The 17,387-nt window shown below is 44.1% G+C and carries 14 protein-coding genes; 13 read left to right on the top strand and 1 reads right to left on the bottom strand.

Translation table 11 applies throughout. From position 1 onward, the window contains the following. Window positions 1-158: 158 nt before the first annotated feature. The 13 genes from gmk to ABR189_RS16080 all read left to right on the top strand — a co-directional run bounded on the left by gmk (window position 159) and on the right by ABR189_RS16080 (window position 16,254). The gene (gmk, locus tag ABR189_RS16140; protein ID WP_354661484.1) at window positions 159-722 is read left to right on the top strand and encodes a guanylate kinase; all 564 of its coding nucleotides are present in this window, start codon (window positions 159-161) and stop codon (window positions 720-722) included. 181 nt (window positions 723-903) lie between these two features. Continuing rightward, the gene (locus ABR189_RS16135) at window positions 904-2,172 is read left to right on the top strand and encodes a hemolysin family protein (RefSeq protein ID WP_354661483.1); all 1,269 of its coding nucleotides are present in this window, start codon (window positions 904-906) and stop codon (window positions 2,170-2,172) included. 866 nt (window positions 2,173-3,038) lie between these two features. Then, window positions 3,039-3,899 (top strand): twin-arginine translocase subunit TatC, encoded by an 861-nt coding sequence (tatC, locus tag ABR189_RS16130; RefSeq protein ID WP_354661482.1) that lies wholly within the window; start codon window positions 3,039-3,041, stop codon window positions 3,897-3,899. A 68-nt stretch (window positions 3,900-3,967) separates the two neighbouring features. After that, window positions 3,968-4,423, top strand: coding sequence for a ribose 5-phosphate isomerase B (gene rpiB / locus ABR189_RS16125; RefSeq protein WP_354661481.1), 456 nt, complete (start codon window positions 3,968-3,970; stop codon window positions 4,421-4,423). Between the two features lie 200 nt (window positions 4,424-4,623). Then, on the top strand, window positions 4,624-6,186 hold the full coding sequence (locus ABR189_RS16120; RefSeq protein ID WP_354661480.1) for a M28 family peptidase: 1,563 nt from the start codon (window positions 4,624-4,626) through the stop codon (window positions 6,184-6,186). A 695-nt stretch (window positions 6,187-6,881) separates the two neighbouring features. Continuing rightward, on the top strand, window positions 6,882-7,439 hold the full coding sequence (locus ABR189_RS16115) for an HdeD family acid-resistance protein (RefSeq protein ID WP_354661479.1): 558 nt from the start codon (window positions 6,882-6,884) through the stop codon (window positions 7,437-7,439). A gap of 115 nt (window positions 7,440-7,554) precedes the next feature. After that, window positions 7,555-8,055 carry an RNA polymerase sigma factor gene (locus tag ABR189_RS16110; RefSeq protein ID WP_354661478.1) on the top strand — a complete coding sequence of 167 codons (501 nt, stop codon included), beginning with the start codon at window positions 7,555-7,557 and terminating at the stop codon, window positions 8,053-8,055. A gap of 353 nt (window positions 8,056-8,408) precedes the next feature. After that, window positions 8,409-9,500 (top strand): fatty acid desaturase family protein, encoded by a 1,092-nt coding sequence (locus ABR189_RS16105; protein WP_354661477.1) that lies wholly within the window; start codon window positions 8,409-8,411, stop codon window positions 9,498-9,500. Window positions 9,501-9,608: 108 nt separating this feature from the next. After that, complete coding sequence (locus ABR189_RS16100) at window positions 9,609-11,948, top strand: ATP-dependent helicase (protein WP_354661476.1); 2,340 nt, start codon at window positions 9,609-9,611, stop codon at window positions 11,946-11,948. 87 nt (window positions 11,949-12,035) lie between these two features. Beyond that, on the top strand, window positions 12,036-12,500 hold the full coding sequence (locus tag ABR189_RS16095; protein WP_354661475.1) for a regulatory protein RecX: 465 nt from the start codon (window positions 12,036-12,038) through the stop codon (window positions 12,498-12,500). A gap of 77 nt (window positions 12,501-12,577) precedes the next feature. After that, the gene (locus ABR189_RS16090; protein ID WP_354661474.1) at window positions 12,578-13,372 is read left to right on the top strand and encodes an amidohydrolase; all 795 of its coding nucleotides are present in this window, start codon (window positions 12,578-12,580) and stop codon (window positions 13,370-13,372) included. 13 nt (window positions 13,373-13,385) lie between these two features. Then, complete coding sequence (nagA, locus tag ABR189_RS16085; protein ID WP_354661473.1) at window positions 13,386-14,480, top strand: N-acetylglucosamine-6-phosphate deacetylase; 1,095 nt, start codon at window positions 13,386-13,388, stop codon at window positions 14,478-14,480. Between the two features lie 94 nt (window positions 14,481-14,574). Further along, window positions 14,575-16,254: an ArnT family glycosyltransferase gene (locus tag ABR189_RS16080; protein WP_354661472.1), complete on the top strand. Its 1,680-nt coding sequence runs from the start codon at window positions 14,575-14,577 to the stop codon at window positions 16,252-16,254. 78 nt (window positions 16,255-16,332) lie between these two features. Here the strand turns inward: ABR189_RS16080 and thiL are convergent, their stop codons facing one another. Continuing rightward, window positions 16,333-17,367 (bottom strand): thiamine-phosphate kinase, encoded by a 1,035-nt coding sequence (gene thiL, locus ABR189_RS16075; protein WP_354661471.1) that lies wholly within the window; start codon window positions 17,365-17,367, stop codon window positions 16,333-16,335. Window positions 17,368-17,387 lie beyond the last annotated feature (20 nt).

The following is a 17,387-nucleotide window of genomic DNA, read 5'->3' as shown; positions in this document are numbered from 1 at the left end:
TTTGCTGTTCAGGCATTTCTGTTAAAAGCTCACCGCTCACTAACAAATGGCGAACTACCTGGCTAACGGCTAATAGCTAAAAGCTAACTGCTGTATACCGCTCATTAACAAATAAAGAACTACCTGGCTAACGGCTAATAGCTAAAAGCTAACCGCTAATGAACAAGCTCATCATTATTACTGCGCCTTCCGGGGCGGGTAAAACCACTATAGTAAAAAGATTGTTGTCTGAATTGCCCCGGCTGGCATTTTCAATTTCAGCCAGTACCCGTACTCCCCGTGCTAATGAAGTAGATGGAAAGGATTATTATTTCCTTACAGCAGAAGATTTTCATCAGAAAATTGAAGCACATGCTTTTGCGGAATATGAGATGGTGTACGCCGGGAAGTATTACGGTACCCTTAAAAGCGAGCTGAAACGTATCTGGGATAACCAACAGGTACCCATGATAGATATCGATGTAAAGGGGGCCCTGTCTATTAAAGAAAAGTACCACGAAAGTGCCTTGACCATCTTTATTAAACCCCCTTCTATTGAAGCCCTGCGCGAGCGTTTGAGTGATCGTGGTACCGAAACCCAGGCATCCCTGGAAGAAAGACTGGGGAAAGCCCGTTATGAACTTAATTTTGCGGATGAATTTGATCAGACTGTGGTAAATGATGAGCTGGAAGTGGCTTATGCTGCCGTAAAAAAGTTGGTAACAGATTTCTTAAATAGCTGATATACAGCTATATGCATGTACTGCGACAAGGGCGCAATAATTTTTCATACAAGCAGTTCAAGTTTTAAACTGATAGCGTATCTTCAATACGGTAATGCGGAAGATAGTCCCCGGCTGCTAACCCCGGCAGGTGACAGTGAGTAGGGAGGGCCGTGGATCAATTTTATATATCTTTGTTTCAATGGACGGTTATTCTATTATTATTCTTGCTTTCCTGTTGCTGCTGGCTGGTTTTTTTGCCGGTATAGAAACAGCATTCGCTAATGTGAACAAGCTGAGTATTGAGCTTAAAAAGAAGCAGGGGAGGGCTACTGGTAAAATTTTAGCCAGCTTCAATGAAAACCCCGCCCGTTTTCTTACCACCAGCCTGATTGGACTTTCCATCGTGATTGTGATATACAGTATTATGATTGCGGGCATTTTTCAGCCACTCTGGGAACGGCTATTGCCCAAAACGGAAAGTGCTTCGGCCATGCCCTTACTGATGTTTCTGGAAGTAATGCTGGCCAGTATGCTGCTGTTATTCCTGGGCTTTTTTATCCCGAGAGCCATCTTCCGCTCCAGGCCGGAAAGCCTGCTGAGCTTTTTTGCGCTGCCCATTTCTGTAATAGCAAAACCACTGTACGTAATCGGTAACCTGTTTGCTTCCATTTCCGAATGGATACTTAAATACCTTTTCAACGTACGTATTTCAGAGTCCCGTGAAGCATTTACCCGCGTAGATGTGGAACATTTTATCAAACAATCCCAGCAGCATTTTTCTGAAGGGCAGGACCTGAATACGGAGCTTTTTGAAAACGCATTGTCACTGGCACATGTTAAAATCAGAGGATGCCTGATTCCCCGCAAGGAAATTGAAGCCCTGGAGATGAAAAGCCCGATTGCAGATGCCAGACAGAAGTTTATGGACACCAAGCTGTCTAAGATCATTATCTACGAACAGAGCATAGATAACATTCTGGGCTATATCCACCAGCTGGATATGTTTAAGGCCCCGAAAGATATCAACGCTATTATTCACCCTATTCTGGCCGTACCGGAAACCATGAGCGCTATTGACCTGCTGAGCAAGTTCAATAAAGAGCGTAAAAGTATTGCCTGGGTAGTAGATGAATTTGGTGGAACAGCAGGCATTGTAACCATAGAAGATGTGCTGGAAGAAATCTTTGGAGATATTAAGGATGAACATGATGAAGAAGAATTTGTTGAAAAACAGATAGCCGAGAAGGAATATATTTTTGCCGGCCGCCTGGAACTGGATTATCTGAATGAAAGATATGGTTTTGACTTCCCCGAAGACGAAAGCGAAACACTTTCCGGGTATATTATCAATCATCATGAAACAATTCCTAAGCTGAAAGAGCGCATCATTATTGATGATTATGAGTTTGATATACTAAATGTGACCGATACGCGCATAGAAATGGTAAAAATGAAGATTTTGGTATAGATAAAAACCTTACTTTTGACATTACGGTATATCAACTAAAGGTCTGATAGGAATCTTTAGTCAGCTTTTTGTAATATTATGTAGAGGTTGATGAAATTTTCAGCTATTCCCACCTTTTAAAAAAAAGTAGTAGGAAATTAGTACAGATTTAATACATTTGCTTCTGATGATGTAACACAATGATTTGATTTTTGTTAAAAGCATGTAAAAAAATTTGTTACAACATTGATTATACCATAATTCTTGTTATTTTTGTATTATAAAATAAAAGCGACCAGAAACGCAACTTATCCTGAAAGCTTGCCATCAATTAGGTAAGTCACTGATCTGGAAGCCAAAGACATTCTCGAATTCAACTTTTTTGGGGTTAACAAACAATGGATGAAAGGCCGGCTCTTGATTCTTCTCGGGCTGGCTCTTTTTTTGGCCCTACTTCATCTTCTCTTTTTCACCCATAGTTGCTGTTTTCATTCTCTTTTTTGGGTACCTGCTTCAAGCGCTCTTCATGTACCACCAGTTATTGCTTACACAGTCACTTTTTGGGGACCTGCTTCAAGCGCTCTTCATATACCACCAGTTATTGCTTACACGGTCACTTTTTGGGGCCCTGCTTCAAGCCCCCCTGCATTTACCGATCGTTTCTTCTTCCAGCCGTCACTTTTTTGCAATAAAGCTTTTTATGACGCTAAACAGCCGTAATAGCGCTTTTCTCCGTACATAACCATATAAAAAAACACCCCCTTGTCTCCGCTAATCTTAAAAGAGTATTAAAACCCTTTATTTACACTGTTATTTGTTGTACTCATCTGCTATATTTGTGCTCCTGAAAAGGGTAATTGTATTCAACACAGCTGGACCTTAGAAACATGTTTAAGAAAATTTTCAAGAATAATAACGATAAGGCTGAGATGTCTTTCTTTGACCACCTGGAAGACCTCAGGTGGCATATTATCAGATCTGCGTTAGCCATTGTAGCGTTCAGCGTGTTTGGGTTTGTGTACACGAATGAAATCCTTGATGCTGTGATATTCGGACCTACCAACCCGGATTTCCCTTCCTACAGGATTTTGTGTAACCTGAGTCACTGGGTAGGAATGGGCGATTCCCTTTGTATTACACCGGTAAAAGTGCAGTTCCTGAATGCAAAGATGGTAGGGCAGATTATGCTGCAATTTAAGCTCGCTTTTATCATTGGATTGGTATGCGCCTTCCCGTATATCATCTATGAGCTGTGGCGCTTTATTAAGCCTGCATTAAAGGAAAAAGAACTGGTAAATGCCCGGGGAATTATCTTTTGGGTGTCTTTTCAGTTTTTCCTCGGTATAGGATTCGCCTACTTTCTGATGGCGCCTTTTACCATCAACTTCCTGGCTGGGTATACCGTAACAGAAAAAGCAGTAAACCAGTTTTTTATAGACGATTACCTCGGGTTAATGACCCAGATCATATTGGGGATGGGGATTTTGTTTGAATTACCTATCCTGGTACTGTTTCTTACCAAAATCGGCATTTTAACGCCCGCTTTTATGCGGGCGTACAGAAGGCATGCTATTGTGGTGATCCTGATACTCGCAGCGGTAATTACCCCTCCGGATATCGTAGATCAGCTGCTCGTGTTTACACCGCTGTATTTGCTGTATGAAATCAGTATCTTTATATCCAAAAGAACACTCAAAAAGAAACTGGCAGCAGAGGGCGCAACACAGGAAGTACAGGAGTGGTCTTAATAGCTGAATTACACTGGTAAACGGGGCTGGTGAAATACCTGCCCCCGGCAACTATAAACCTTTTTATCATGGAAGCAATTTTTAATCCCGCATTGCCGGTAGCAATCGGATCAGATCACGCAGGGTTTGAGTATAAGGAAGAAATCATTTCTTACCTCGAAAGCAAAGGCCTTCAGGTAAAAGACATGGGTACACATTCCAAAGATTCGGTAGATTATCCTGATTATGCACACCCGGTAGCTACAGCGGTGGAAAGGGAAGCGGCTTCTTTTGGCATACTCATTTGCGGTAGTGCGAATGGGGTGGCGATTACGGCCAATAAACACCAGGGTATCCGCGCAGCTATTTGCTGGGGCGAAGAACTGGCCAGGCTGGCACGCTCTCATAATGAAGCCAATGTGCTTTGTATCCCTGCCAGATTTGTGGATGTGGCAGTAGCCCAGCAAATGGTAGATGTATTCATGAATACGCCTTTTGAAGGCGGCCGCCATGAAGACAGGGTACGTAAAATGGCCTGCTTGTAATATTGCAGCCCTGTTTTATAAGTACTGCAAAGCTACAGGTACGTACCTGTTAGCCAACAAAAGACAATAAAATCTAAATAATATAAACCGGGAATATGTTATCCCCGGTTTTTTTATTACTGCGGCCAGAAGAAGGTAACTCCGGTTATTTTCACCTTACTGTGGGTAACAACAACAGGATTCATCTTTAATCAATCATTATGAAGGTATTTTCACTCATTAGCTTAGGCCTGTTAGCCGCTATTACGGTCAATGGGCAGACAGTCAAAAAGAAAAAAGCAGCGCCTGTAGTCAACAGGACTGGCGCAGAACGCCAATTCGGAGAAGGCATCAATGCGGAAGGAGTAAAGAAACAACTGTACGTTATTGCCGGAGAAGAAATGCAGGGACGGGAAACAGCTACGGAAGGGCAATATAAAGCTGCGGCATATATAGCAGACCAGTTTAAGCAAATGGGCCTGAAACCAGGTGCTAAAGGCAGCTGGGAACAATTCTATTCACTCTACCAGGATACCCTCACCAGCAGTACCATTACAGTGGCAGAGGAGGTATTCGAGTTTGGGAAAGACTACTATGCCAGCGTAAAGGATAACCGCTCAGAAGAGCTCAGCAATGCCCAGGTAATATATGCAGGATACGGGATTAGTACAGGGAACTACGATGATTACAAGGGACTGGATGTAAAGGGTAAAGTAGTGCTCCTGCAACAAGGAGAACCGCGCAAGGGGGATACTGCTTTCCTGCTGTCCGGCACCAGACAGGGATCCGAATGGGCCTCTGTGGAAAAAAAGGCCGCACAGGCAGTCAGCCAAGGGGCCAAAGCAGTGCTGGTGATCAGTGAAAGCCTGGCCAGGATGGGAGCGGTAAGCGAACGCATCAAAAGGTCCGGTATCTACACAGCTTCAGATGACCCCACCGAATCTAAACTGAATATCTATTTTGTTTCCTCCCGGCTGGCAGCTGCGATCATGGGCAAGGAAGTAAACAAGCAGTTACAGCCGGATCATCAGGCGGCAGCCAATAAGGTGACGATCCGGTTTGCCAAAGGGGTAAATGATATGAAAACCAGCAACGTGCTGGGATACCTGGAAGGGGCCGACAAAAAAGAAGAAGTGCTTTTCATTACTGCGCACTATGATCACCTGGGCGTGCATGATGGTAAAGTATACTATGGTGCGGATGATGATGGTTCCGGTACCTCTGCGGTGATTGAAATTGCAGCGGCTTTTATGAAAGCTAAAAAAGCAGGTTATGGCCCTCGCCGCAGCATTGTATTTATGACCGTATCCGGAGAAGAAAAAGGCTTGCTGGGCTCCAGGTATTATACCGATAATCCAATATATCCCCTGGAGAAAACCGTAACAGACCTGAATATTGACATGATAGGACGGATAGACCCCGACCACGAAAAGGATTCCAACTATGTATATATAATAGGCGATGATAAGCTGAGCTCTGAATTACGGACCATCAGTGAAATGGCCAATAATATGCATACTCACCTGGACCTCGACTACAAATACAATGATCCGGAAGATCATAACCGTTTTTACTATCGTTCAGATCATTACATGTTTGCACAGCATAACATACCCATTATATTCTATTTTAACGGTGTACACGCCGACTATCACAAGCCTACGGATACCGTAGAAAAAATTAATTACGAATTGCTTGCTAAAAGGGCCCGGCTGGTATTTTATACTGCCTGGGATATTGCTAACCGTAACGAAAGGTTAGTGGTAGACAGAAACGAAAAATAAAATAAGACATACCAGGTACCGGCCACTGTTATTATCGTTTAAGCCTGAGGGTGGATAAGCGATTACAGACAGTGGCCGGATTTTTTTTGCCCCGCTGTGAGGTGCATGCCATGCCTGTTCTTATAGCTGGAAGGGGTGGCATGGCTACTTTCGTAGGTACCTGGCCTTTATATGCTCAGATACGCTTTTACTACTGGAAAACCGGTAAATAAAAGAATCAAAAAAAGGTTTTGTAATCTTGAACAAAAAATATTAAATTGTGTATAGAGTCTGAATGTTAATAATAAAGCAGCTGTATAAGTGCTTGCGGATGGGTTTACCGTCATGTGTTCAGTAATCATGTTTTGGGTGTAGGTGTTTGTTTGACTTTCCAGGAGTTCCCGAAATTATATAGCTTGCTTTAATAGTTTGTTTTAAGTACAGCAATTTCAACCCCAGTATTTGGTAACCATATAAAATTACCAGTAATGAAAATACCTGCTATCTGTAAAATGCCCGATTGTTTACCTGGTACCTGGACTCCTTATGCAAGGCAGCCTATTTTTTTATACGGATAATTTGCCGTTCTGTAATTATCTCACATCATAATGATTCCTGAGCACGTTGTACCGAGTAACTGAAATGAATATATCTGTATAATTCGTTTGTGCTAAAGGGTTAGAGCTTGTTATTATGAACCTTTAAAGCTGGTCTAAATGCGGAACTTCTTCAGCGCTTATTGGTGGGTATTTTTCCTTCGTGGCATATTTGCATTGATATTGGGTATTTTATGCATCATCTTGCCAGGCATTACTTTTACTACACTTGTTATTTTCCTCGGCGCCTATTTGTTAATGAGTGGTCTTTTTGCTGTAATAGGTGCACTGGGAGCACGGCAAACCAATGAAAACTGGGGCCTGTTACTGCTGGCTGGTATAGCCGGCCTGGTTGCCGGAGGTATTACATTTTATAATCCTTTTGCTACCGGGGCTGTTATCATCTATATCATTGCCTGCTGGGCTATGCTGGCTGGTATACTGGAAATCGTACTGGCTATCAGGTTAAGAAACGTGATTATAGGTGAAGGATGGTATATCATAGGAGGACTACTCACTGTCATTTTTGGAATTTTATTGGCTGCCAACCCTCTGGCAGCAGCACTCACTCTCACGTGGATGTTTGGCGTATATGCAATTTTTTCAGGGATCATGCTGATATCACTGGCCTTCAGAATAAGGAAACGGCGCAGGCACATAGGCAGGTATTCAGCTTGAACAGAATATTAAGTAAACAGGATTTTTGAAGAGCAACGCAATTGAGCAATTTAAATCTGTCCGGTAAAAAGCGCTTTTACCTTCTTTTTATTGTAAAAACTTAAAGTTAACCATTATGTCATCCACAGAATTTGACAACTTACTATTAGGCAACGCTGATTTTCTGCGGCCTTACGCGGTTACACTCACCAAAGATTCTGAATCAGCGAAAGACCTTTACCAGGAAACCCTCTTCCGGGCTATCTCCAATAGGGAGAAATACCTGGCCGGTACCAACATCCGCGCATGGCTGTATACCATTATGCGCAATATCTTCATTAACAACTACCGCAGAGGCAACAGACAATTCCGCTTGCTGGACAATGCGATGGGGGATTATCTCCTGAGCCACCAGCCTTCGGCAGTAGGCAACTTTGCAGAATCCGACCTGCGGGTAAAGGATGTGCAAATGGCGGTATATAACCTGCCGGTTATATTCAAACAACCATTTCTGCTGTATTTTGAAGGATATAAGTACTATGAAATTGCAGCCATCCTCAATGAACCACTGGGTACCGTAAAGAGCCGTATCCATTTTGCACGTAAAATGTTGAAAATGCGTATTGTCCGGCATTGAAAATGAGAACCACCTATCAGGAATCATTTCCTGAACTGTAACCATTTCCGGCAAACCCTGTTTTATTATCTCTATCTGACCATCCTCTTGCTCCACAATAATTGCCTATCGGTTGATTATCAGCCGTAAGCGTGCCTTTTTGGATACCTTTGGCCCCGTATACTGGTGTGCCCAAAGCAGTTCCTACTGCATTCCCACAACATAATTATTTGTTAAATAACCTGGATTTCAGGCAAAAAAGTATAATTTTCGCCAATAATCCGTTAGTATACTTAATAGTAAGGCGAACTAACTAACATCTTACAACTGTAAAACTGAACCAGCCTGTTTTATAACAGGCTCAACAACCTATTATGCCAAAAGTAACGTTCAACAACAAAAATGCACTGTTCTTCTCATCTTTAAAATCATCTGTAGATCAATACTTTAAGGAGAATAATCTGAAAAAAACCGGCAACTGGCAATTATATCTTAAAACGGTCATCCTGATTCCCGTGGCATGTATCCTTTACGTTGCTGCCCTGGTAGTGCCCGAACCGGCCATACTGGGCATCCTGCTTAGTGCCGTATTGGGATTTGTATTGGCCAGCATAGGATTTAATGTAATGCATGATGCCTGCCATGGCAGCTACTCTACCAATGCCAGAATCAATAACCTGTTGGGACTTACCCTCAATGCATTGGGGGGAAATGCTTTTATCTGGAAACAGAAACATAACGTTATTCATCATACTTATACAAATGTAGACGGACTGGATGACGATATCGCCAAAAGCCCGATTATGAGGCAATGTGGTTCACAACGCTGGGTACCCCTCCACCGGATCCAGCACTTGTACGTACCCCTGGTATATGCTATCTCTTCCTTTGCCTGGGTATTTATCATGGACTTTGTAAAATACCTGAACAAAAAAGTATACCAGACGCCATTACAGCCCATGAAAAGAAGTGATCATGTTGTATTCTGGTCCAGCAAAGCATTATATATAGTGTTTTATATCGTTATCCCGATTATCTGCGTAGGCTGGCAAGCCTGGCTTATCGGATTTACGGTGATGCACCTGGTAATGGGCTTTACCCTGGCCATCGTTTTTCAACTGGCACATGTGGTAGAGGAAACGGAATTTGATGCCGTAGGCCTGACAGAAGCTAAAGTAATCGAAAATGAGTGGGCCATTCATCAGATCAAAACCACCGCTAACTTTGCTCCGGAAGATAAAGTGATCTCCTGGTTTGTGGGAGGACTGAACTACCAGGTAGAACATCATTTATTTCCCCGAATCAGTCATGTGCATTATCCTGCTATCAGCAAGATCGTGGCGGCGAAGTGTGCTGAACATAACCTGCCCTACCATTGTCTGCCTACCATGTCGGCGGCGGTAGTGTCACACTTCCGGTTTATGAAAACGCTGGGCATGAAGCCGGTAGAAGCAGTTGCTATTTAACCGCACAACACATTTGCCCATCCGGCTGCCAAATCGTACTTTTACACCCTTCCGTATCAATTACGATTAACAAATAACATTAACCTTATCAATAAACAGTAAATAGTGATGAAGGGAAACTATTTAGATGAGCTGAACGAGCGGCAGCGCGAGGCAGTATTGCAAATCAATGGCCCATTAATGATCATCGCCGGTGCAGGTTCCGGTAAAACAAAGGTGCTGACCACCCGTATTGCACATTTGATGCGGAATGGAGTAGATGCTTTTAACATATTGTCGCTGACATTTACGAATAAGGCTGCCCGCGAAATGAAAGAACGTGTGGAGAAGATCCTGGGGGGCAGCGAAGCGCGTAACCTGTACATCGGTACTTTCCACTCTGTATTTGCCCGCCTGTTACGGGCAGAAGCACATCGCCTCGGTTATCCCAATGACTTCACCATTTATGATTCGGATGATGTAAAGAGCGTGCTCAAAACAATTATCAATGAGCAGAACCTGGATGATAAGCACTATAAACCCAACTTTGTTTACAGCCGCATTTCTGCTGCCAAGAACAACCTGATGGGGCCAGAACAATATCAGCAGGACTATTACGTACAGCAGGAAGATATGCGCGCCAATCGCCCGTTGATTGGTAAAATATATGATATATATGCCAAACGTACCTTCAAGAATGGTGCTATGGACTTTGATGACCTGCTGTTCAAGATGTATACCTTGCTGAAAGGCTTCCCGGAAGTACTGCACAAATACCAGCACAAGTTCAAATATATTATGATCGATGAGTACCAGGATACCAATCCGGTGCAATACGAGATCATTAAACTGCTGGGAGCCGTACATGAGAATATTTGCGTGGTAGGGGATGATGCACAGAGTATTTATTCCTTCCGTGGGGCTACTATCCAGAATATCCTGCAGTTTGAAAAGGATTATGACGATGCCAAAGTGGTGAAACTGGAACAGAACTACCGCAGTACCAAGTCTATCCTGGGAGTGGCAAATGAAGTGATCGGACATAACGTAGGCCAGATAGAAAAGGCACTGTGGACAGACAATGGCGAGGGGGATACCATCAAGCTGGTACGCACCATGACAGATAACGAAGAAGGGAAATTTGTAGCAGATACCATCGCAGAGCAGAAATTGCGTAATCATTATGAAAACCGTGACTTTGCTATCCTGTACCGGACTAATGCACAAAGCCGCGCTTTTGAAGAATGTCTGCGCCGTAAAGCCATTCCTTATCGCATTTTTGGAGGCGTATCCTTCTATCAGCGTAAGGAAATCAAAGACTTTGTAGCTTATCTGCGTGTCATTATCAATACCCGCGATGAAGAAAGTCTGAAGCGTATTATCAACTACCCGGTAAGGGGTATTGGTAAAACTACGATAGAGAAAATTATCATCTTCAGTAATGAACACAATATTACCATGTGGGAAGTACTGGAGCGTGCGCAGGAGTTTGGTTTTAAAGGCGGTACCCTGGAAGCGATAGACAACTTTGTGACGATGATCAAGAGTTTCCAGGCAGTACTTACCAAACAGAATGCTTACGATGTGGCGCTGCAGGTAGGCAAATCAACGAATATTGTAAAAGAGCTGTTTAATGATAAAACTACAGAGGGGCTAGCCCGGTACGAGAACGTACAGGAGTTACTGAACTCTGTAAAGGAATTTACGGAAACACCTACCGAAGACGGAGAATTGCTGGACAACAAAAGCCTGGGGATCTATCTCCAGCAAATCACATTGCTTACTGATGCGGATCAGGGTAATGATGAGAACAGTGATGTGGTAAAGCTGATGACGATTCACGCTGCCAAAGGGCTGGAATTTCAGGTGGTATTTACAGTAGGGTTGGAAGAAACCCTGTTTCCCAGCGGGATGTCTATCAACACGCGGGAAGAACTGGAGGAAGAACGCCGCTTATTCTATGTAGCGATCACGCGGGCCAAAGCCCGGTTGTGGCTTACTTATGCCAATAGCCGTTACCGGTTTGGCAACCTGGTACAGAATGAGCCCAGCCGTTTCCTGGAAGAGATGCCCGAAAAGTTCATAGACCGCAGCTATGCTGGCGGAGGAAGTGTGCGCAACGCATTTGGCAGTGGTAGCGGACGTGTAATGGGTACCAGCGGTAGCCCGTTCGATACCATGAAGAAAAAAACACCTGCTCCAACATCGCCGGGCACTGCCAGACCAATGCCGAATACACCTTCCAAGGTAAGTCCCCATACCCCTACAGAAGGGTTTACCCCCGACGATCCGGCAACGATGGAGGTAGGCATGAGGATAGAACATCAGAAATTTGGTTTTGGTACCATCCAGAGCCTGGAAGGTGCACCGAATAATCGCATTGCTACTGTTATCTTTCCAACAGGCGGCGGCGAGAAAAAGATAATGCTGAATTACGCAAAACTGCGTATCGTTCAACCGAGCGCTTAATTAACTGGTAAATAGCTTTTAGCCGTGAGCTGCGAGCTTTGGGGATGCCTCTCGCAGCTCAAAGTGCACCGCTCACGGCTTTTTTATATGGAGAATACTACTGCAATACAAAAACTACGTCAATATTGTGCTTACCAGGAGAGATGCCACAGTGAGGTGAAATACAAATGCCTGGAGCTGGGATTGCGTGGCCCCGAAGTAGATGAGGCAATTGCCTTGCTGATCATGGACAACTACCTGAATGAAGAGCGTTTTGCCAAAGCTTTTGCCGGCGGGAAATTCAGGATTAAACAGTGGGGACGGAAGAAAATACAGACTGAGCTTAAACAGAAGCAGGTATCTGACTACTGTATTAAAAAGGGTATGCAGGAAATAGATGAAGACGATTATTATGAGGTATTGACCCGGCTGGCAGAGAAAAAGTATACCTCCCTCAAAGGGGATACTGCACTCAAGCGGAAGTATAAAACCATGCAATACCTGCTGCAAAAAGGGTTTGAAGCACCGCTTATTCAGGATGTACTTGAACAAATTGCAAATACCGGTACATAAATCGCCTATAATTTAAAAAGTTTCTAAGCAGGTACTACGTAATTTTACTGTTCATATTTTACAACAAGCAAATAGTAATGTCTGATTTAAAGGTAACGCTCATTCAATCCCAGTTGCATTGGGAAAATATTGCTGCCAATATTGGGATGTTTGATGAAAAGATTAATGGTATCAGCGAACATACAGAAGTCGTTTTTTTACCGGAGATGTTCAGCACAGGGTTCAGCATGCGCCCTGAAAAGCTGGCAGAAACAATGGAAGGCAGTGCCGTACAGTGGATGAAGCAAAAAGCTGCTGAGAAGAAGATCATTATTACAGGTAGTCTGATCATTAAGGAAAACGGGCAATACCTGAACCGCCTGGTTTGGATGCTGCCTAATGGCACCATGGGTACTTATGATAAACGCCACCTGTTTGGATATGCCGGGGAGCATGAACAATACCAGGCCGGGGATAAACGGCTGATTGCCCAGGTAAAGGGATGGAAAATATGCCTGAATATCTGTTATGACCTGCGTTTCCCGGTTTGGGCGCGTAATAGTATAGCAGCCGATACCAATGCTCCTGCGTATGATGTACTGGTATATGTGGCCAACTGGCCGGAGCGCCGCAATACTGCCTGGAAAGCATTATTGCAGGCACGTGCTATTGAAAACCAGTGCTATGTAATAGGCGTAAACCGTGTGGGTAATGATGGAAACGATATTTATCATAGCGGTGAAACCAGTCTCATCGACCCTATGGGCGAAATCATTTACCAGCAATCACATAATGAAGACATCTTTACGTATACACTGGACCGTAATAGACTGGAGGAAGTAAGAAAGAATATTCCCTTCCTCAAAGATGCTGATAAGTTCCAGATCCTTTAAAAAAAAGTTGCTCATGCCAGTAGTATATCTGAATGCCCGCATTTTCACGGGAGAACAATTTATCACCGGTCATGCTGTTATTACGGATAACGGTCATATTACCGGTGTGGTACCTGTAGCCGAAATAAAGGCAGATGATAATGTGGTGGATTTACAGGGTGCTATGCTGGCTCCGGCATTGATTGATCTGCAGATTTACGGTGGCAACGGATTGCTTTATTCTGCCCACCCCAGCGTGGAAGCCTTATCGGCTACCAATGATTATTGCCGGGCAGGAGGAGCAGCACACTTCATGATCACGATACCTACTATTTCCCGCGAAATAATGGAAGCCGCGATAGTAATGGTGCGTACCTACTGGCAGCAGGGAGGAAAAGGACTTTTAGGGCTTCACCTCGAAGGCCCATTTCTTAATGAAGAAAAGAAAGGAGCGCATGCTTCAAAATATATTAAGGTGCCCACACAGCAAGACATTGACTGGATCATCCAAAACAATGATGTTGTAAAAATAATTACCATGGCACCGGAAAACTGTACACCTGCGCAGATTAAAGCACTGCGCACCGCTGGTGTGGTGGTTTCCGGCGGGCATAGTAATGCCACTTATGAACAGGCTACAGCAGGTTTTAATGCCGGAATAGATGCGGCTACCCATTTATTCAATGCCATGTCTCCGCTGCAAAGCCGGGCACCTGGTATTGTAGGGGCTATTTATGATCATGACCGTGTATGCTCCAGTGTGGTAGTGGATGGTATTCATGTTGATTTTGCAGCAGTACGGATCAGCAAAAAGATCATGGGCCAACGCCTTTTCCTGATTACGGATGCTGTTACCTCCAGTACTACAGGTGATTACCAGCATACACTGAAAAATGGTCATTATGCTACGACTGCAGGTATACTGAGTGGTTCCAGCCTCACCATGCTGAAGGCGGTACATAACTGTGTAGAAAAAGTGGGTATCCCGCTGGAAGAAGCATTGCGTATGGGCGCACTTTACCCAGCCCGTGTTATTGGCAGGGAGGATGTAATGGGCCGTATAGCTCCCGGATACCAGGCAGACATGGTAGTGTTTGACGACCAGTATCAGGTACTGCATTGTATATAATGCATTGCTGATAAGGAGAGCACCCGTCGCCCTACTCGTAATTCCCCGCTCCCCAAATTGAACATTCATAGCGCCTAATTCCTATCTTCGCAGCATGGGGGCAATTACACGTTTTTTTACAAAAGATCAATACAAGTACTTATTCCTGTTCTCCTGGCTTGTGCTGGGACTGTTGCAGGCAGGGTTTACTGAGTTGATGGATGATGAAGCGTATTACTGGGTATACTCGCAACACCTGGATTGGGGCTACTTTGATCACCCACCGATGGTGGCGCTGCTGATAAAGCTGGGCTACGGGCTGTTTCATAATGAGCTGGGCGTAAGGGTACTGATGGTGATCCTGAATGTGCTATCCCTTTGGTTAACCTGCAAGCTGATCCCCCGTAAACACAATAAGCTTTTTTACCTGATCATGGGTACTATGGGCGCTATGCAGATAGGTGGTATGCTGGCTGTGCCGGATGTGCCATTAATTTTCTTCGCTACCCTTTATTTCTATTTCTATAAGGCTTTCTTAGAAAACCAGAGCTGGAAAAATACATTACTGCTGAGCCTGGGCATGGCATTGATGTTTTATAGTAAATATCATGGCATCCTGCTGGTGTTCTTTACGGTGATATCCAATATAAACCTGCTACGCGTATTTAAGTTTTACGTAGCCTGTATTTTAACAGCGGTATTGTTCTTTCCGCATTTATACTGGCAGTATGCACATGATTTTCCTTCCCTCCAGTATCATCTGGTAGAGCGTAATGCCTCTGCTTACGATATTACGTTTACACTGGATTATGTTTTTGGACAAATCTTATTATTTGGGCCGCTGGTGGGCTGGTTGTTGTTATACTTTGCGTTCCGGTGCCCCATTCAAAATACTTTTGAGCGTGCTCTGAAGGCTTGCCTGATAGGCGTTATGTCTTTCTTCCTGCTGAGTACTTTTAAAGGCAGGGTAGAGGCTAACTGGACCGTGATGCTGTTTACGCCTGTAGTGATACTGGCACATCAGTCATTTATCAGGAAAGGATGGTCTGTTAAATGGCTGCTTTATTCAGTGCCGGTTACCCTTTTTGTCGTGCTGATAGCACGCGTGTATATGGTATGGGATTTCATGCCCAATGTAGAGATCAGGCCGGAAATACATCATAACCGGGAGTGGGCCGCTGCATTGGAGAAAAAGGCAGGCAACCAACCGGTGGTATTCCTGAATAGTTATCAGTTGCCATCTAAATACATGTTCTATGCAGGACATGAATCCTATAGTATTAATAGCCGCTATGCGCGCCGCAGCCAGTATAATTACTGGCATATGGAAGAAAAGCTTTGGGGAAAGCAGGTACTGGTAGCTTATGGCTCCAGGAATGAATTACCGGCAACAGACAGTGTATCCACTGTCAAGGGTACCTGGTATTTCCATCTTGAAAACCCTTACTATTCTTACTCACTGATACAGCTGATCCCTGCGTTAAAAGAGGTGAAAGCCAAACCAGGTGAAACAATCACGGTGATTGCCCAGCTTAGAAATGGCTATGGACAACAGGTGCCGTTAGATACCAGCCGGTCTGCGCTGCTGGGCTATGGTATTACCAGTAAAACAGAAAATTTACCGGAAGTGAAGTCAGCCCTCACGTTGGAAAGAGCTATTCAACGCAGGATTGTCCGGATGGAAGTAGCGGTACCTGAAAAGCCCGGTACTTATCAGCTTAAGTTCTGTGTATTTGCAGGCGATCTGCCGCCTACACATAACAGCCCGGCGATCAAAATAACAGTAAACGAATAATACTAATCGTAATAAAAAGGGAATAGGTAACACACCGTATAACCGGCAATGTTACCTGTTTCCTTTTATAGTAATTGCTTATTGCTGGAATGCATTCCAGCCCTGGGCTACCAGTTTGAATTTATTGCCTCCTTTGGTAAGGATGTGTGCACCCTCGCTGATGTCTGTCATGTAGCCAATTACGCTGATTTGTTCGTTCAATACAATCTTATCATAATCGGCCTGTTTCATCGTAAAAAGCAGCTCATAATCTTCTCCGCCACTGAGTGCACATGCAGTAGGATCCAGCCCGAATTTGAGAGCCATTTCCTTGCTTTCACCTTCAATAGGAATCTTCTCTTCATACAGTACACAGCCCAGATTGCTTTGCTTGCAGATATGCAGTATTTCTGAGCTGAGGCCATCGCTTACATCCATCATGGAAGTAGGGGTGATACCTGCTTCTTCCAGGAATTCAATAATATCCTTGCGGGCTTCCGGTTTCAGTTGCCGGCCTATGATGTAGGTTTGGTTTTCCAGGTCGGGTTGTAGCTGTGGATTGTCCAGGTAAATCTGTTTTTCGCGCTCCAGGAGCGTAAGTCCCAGATAAGCCGCACCCAGGTCACCGGAAACGCATAAGAGATCCCCTTGCTGGGCGGTAGATCTTTTCACAAACTTATCCGTAGTTACTTCACCTATGGCAGTTACGCTGATCACAAAACCTTTTTTGGAGGAAGTAGTATCTCCTCCGATCAGGTCTACACCATATTTCTCACAGGCAGCGTATACGCCTTCATAAAACTCATTGAGTGCTTCGAGGGAAAACCTGTTGGAAAAAGCGATGCTCATCGTAATATGCGTAGGAGTGGCATTCATGGCATATATATCAGAGAGGTTAACCACTACCGATTTATATCCCAGGTGCTTCAGTGGGGTATACATCAGATCAAAATGAATACCTTCTACCAGCATGTCGGTGCTTATCACGGTTTGTTTGCCAAAATGATCGATCACCGCAGCATCATCGCCCACGCCTAAAACAGTACCGGCATTTTGTATTTCTATATTCCTGGTCAGGTATTCAATCAGGCCAAATTCACCCAGGTCATTAATTTCTGTTCTTTCTTGATCCATTTTGTAAATTATTGTTATAT

Origin of the sequence: Chitinophaga sp. H8 (genome assembly GCF_040567655.1) — a bacterium.
Lineage (GTDB): Bacteria > Bacteroidota > Bacteroidia > Chitinophagales > Chitinophagaceae > Chitinophaga > Chitinophaga defluvii.
Note: the sequence above shows the minus strand (reverse complement) of the source record. Positions and strands in the feature narration are given on the sequence as shown.

Excerpts from the sequence above, each read along its gene's own strand:
- tatC (WP_354661482.1), top strand. The coding sequence starts at position 3,039 with ATGTTTAAGAAAATTTTCAAGAATAATAACGATAAGGCTGAGATGTCT.
- ABR189_RS16135 (WP_354661483.1), top strand. The coding sequence starts at position 904 with ATGGACGGTTATTCTATTATTATTCTTGCTTTCCTGTTGCTGCTGGCT.
- ABR189_RS16115 (WP_354661479.1), top strand. The coding sequence starts at position 6,882 with ATGCGGAACTTCTTCAGCGCTTATTGGTGGGTATTTTTCCTTCGTGGC.
- ABR189_RS16090 (WP_354661474.1), top strand. The coding sequence starts at position 12,578 with ATGTCTGATTTAAAGGTAACGCTCATTCAATCCCAGTTGCATTGGGAA.
- rpiB (WP_354661481.1), top strand. The coding sequence starts at position 3,968 with ATGGAAGCAATTTTTAATCCCGCATTGCCGGTAGCAATCGGATCAGAT.
- ABR189_RS16100 (WP_354661476.1), top strand. The coding sequence starts at position 9,609 with ATGAAGGGAAACTATTTAGATGAGCTGAACGAGCGGCAGCGCGAGGCA.
- ABR189_RS16120 (WP_354661480.1), top strand. The coding sequence starts at position 4,624 with ATGAAGGTATTTTCACTCATTAGCTTAGGCCTGTTAGCCGCTATTACG.
- nagA (WP_354661473.1), top strand. The coding sequence starts at position 13,386 with ATGCCAGTAGTATATCTGAATGCCCGCATTTTCACGGGAGAACAATTT.
- ABR189_RS16095 (WP_354661475.1), top strand. The coding sequence starts at position 12,036 with ATGGAGAATACTACTGCAATACAAAAACTACGTCAATATTGTGCTTAC.
- gmk (WP_354661484.1), top strand. The coding sequence starts at position 159 with ATGAACAAGCTCATCATTATTACTGCGCCTTCCGGGGCGGGTAAAACC.
- thiL (WP_354661471.1), bottom strand. The coding sequence starts at position 17,367 with ATGGATCAAGAAAGAACAGAAATTAATGACCTGGGTGAATTTGGCCTG.
- ABR189_RS16110 (WP_354661478.1), top strand. The coding sequence starts at position 7,555 with ATGTCATCCACAGAATTTGACAACTTACTATTAGGCAACGCTGATTTT.
- ABR189_RS16105 (WP_354661477.1), top strand. The coding sequence starts at position 8,409 with ATGCCAAAAGTAACGTTCAACAACAAAAATGCACTGTTCTTCTCATCT.
- ABR189_RS16080 (WP_354661472.1), top strand. The coding sequence starts at position 14,575 with ATGGGGGCAATTACACGTTTTTTTACAAAAGATCAATACAAGTACTTA.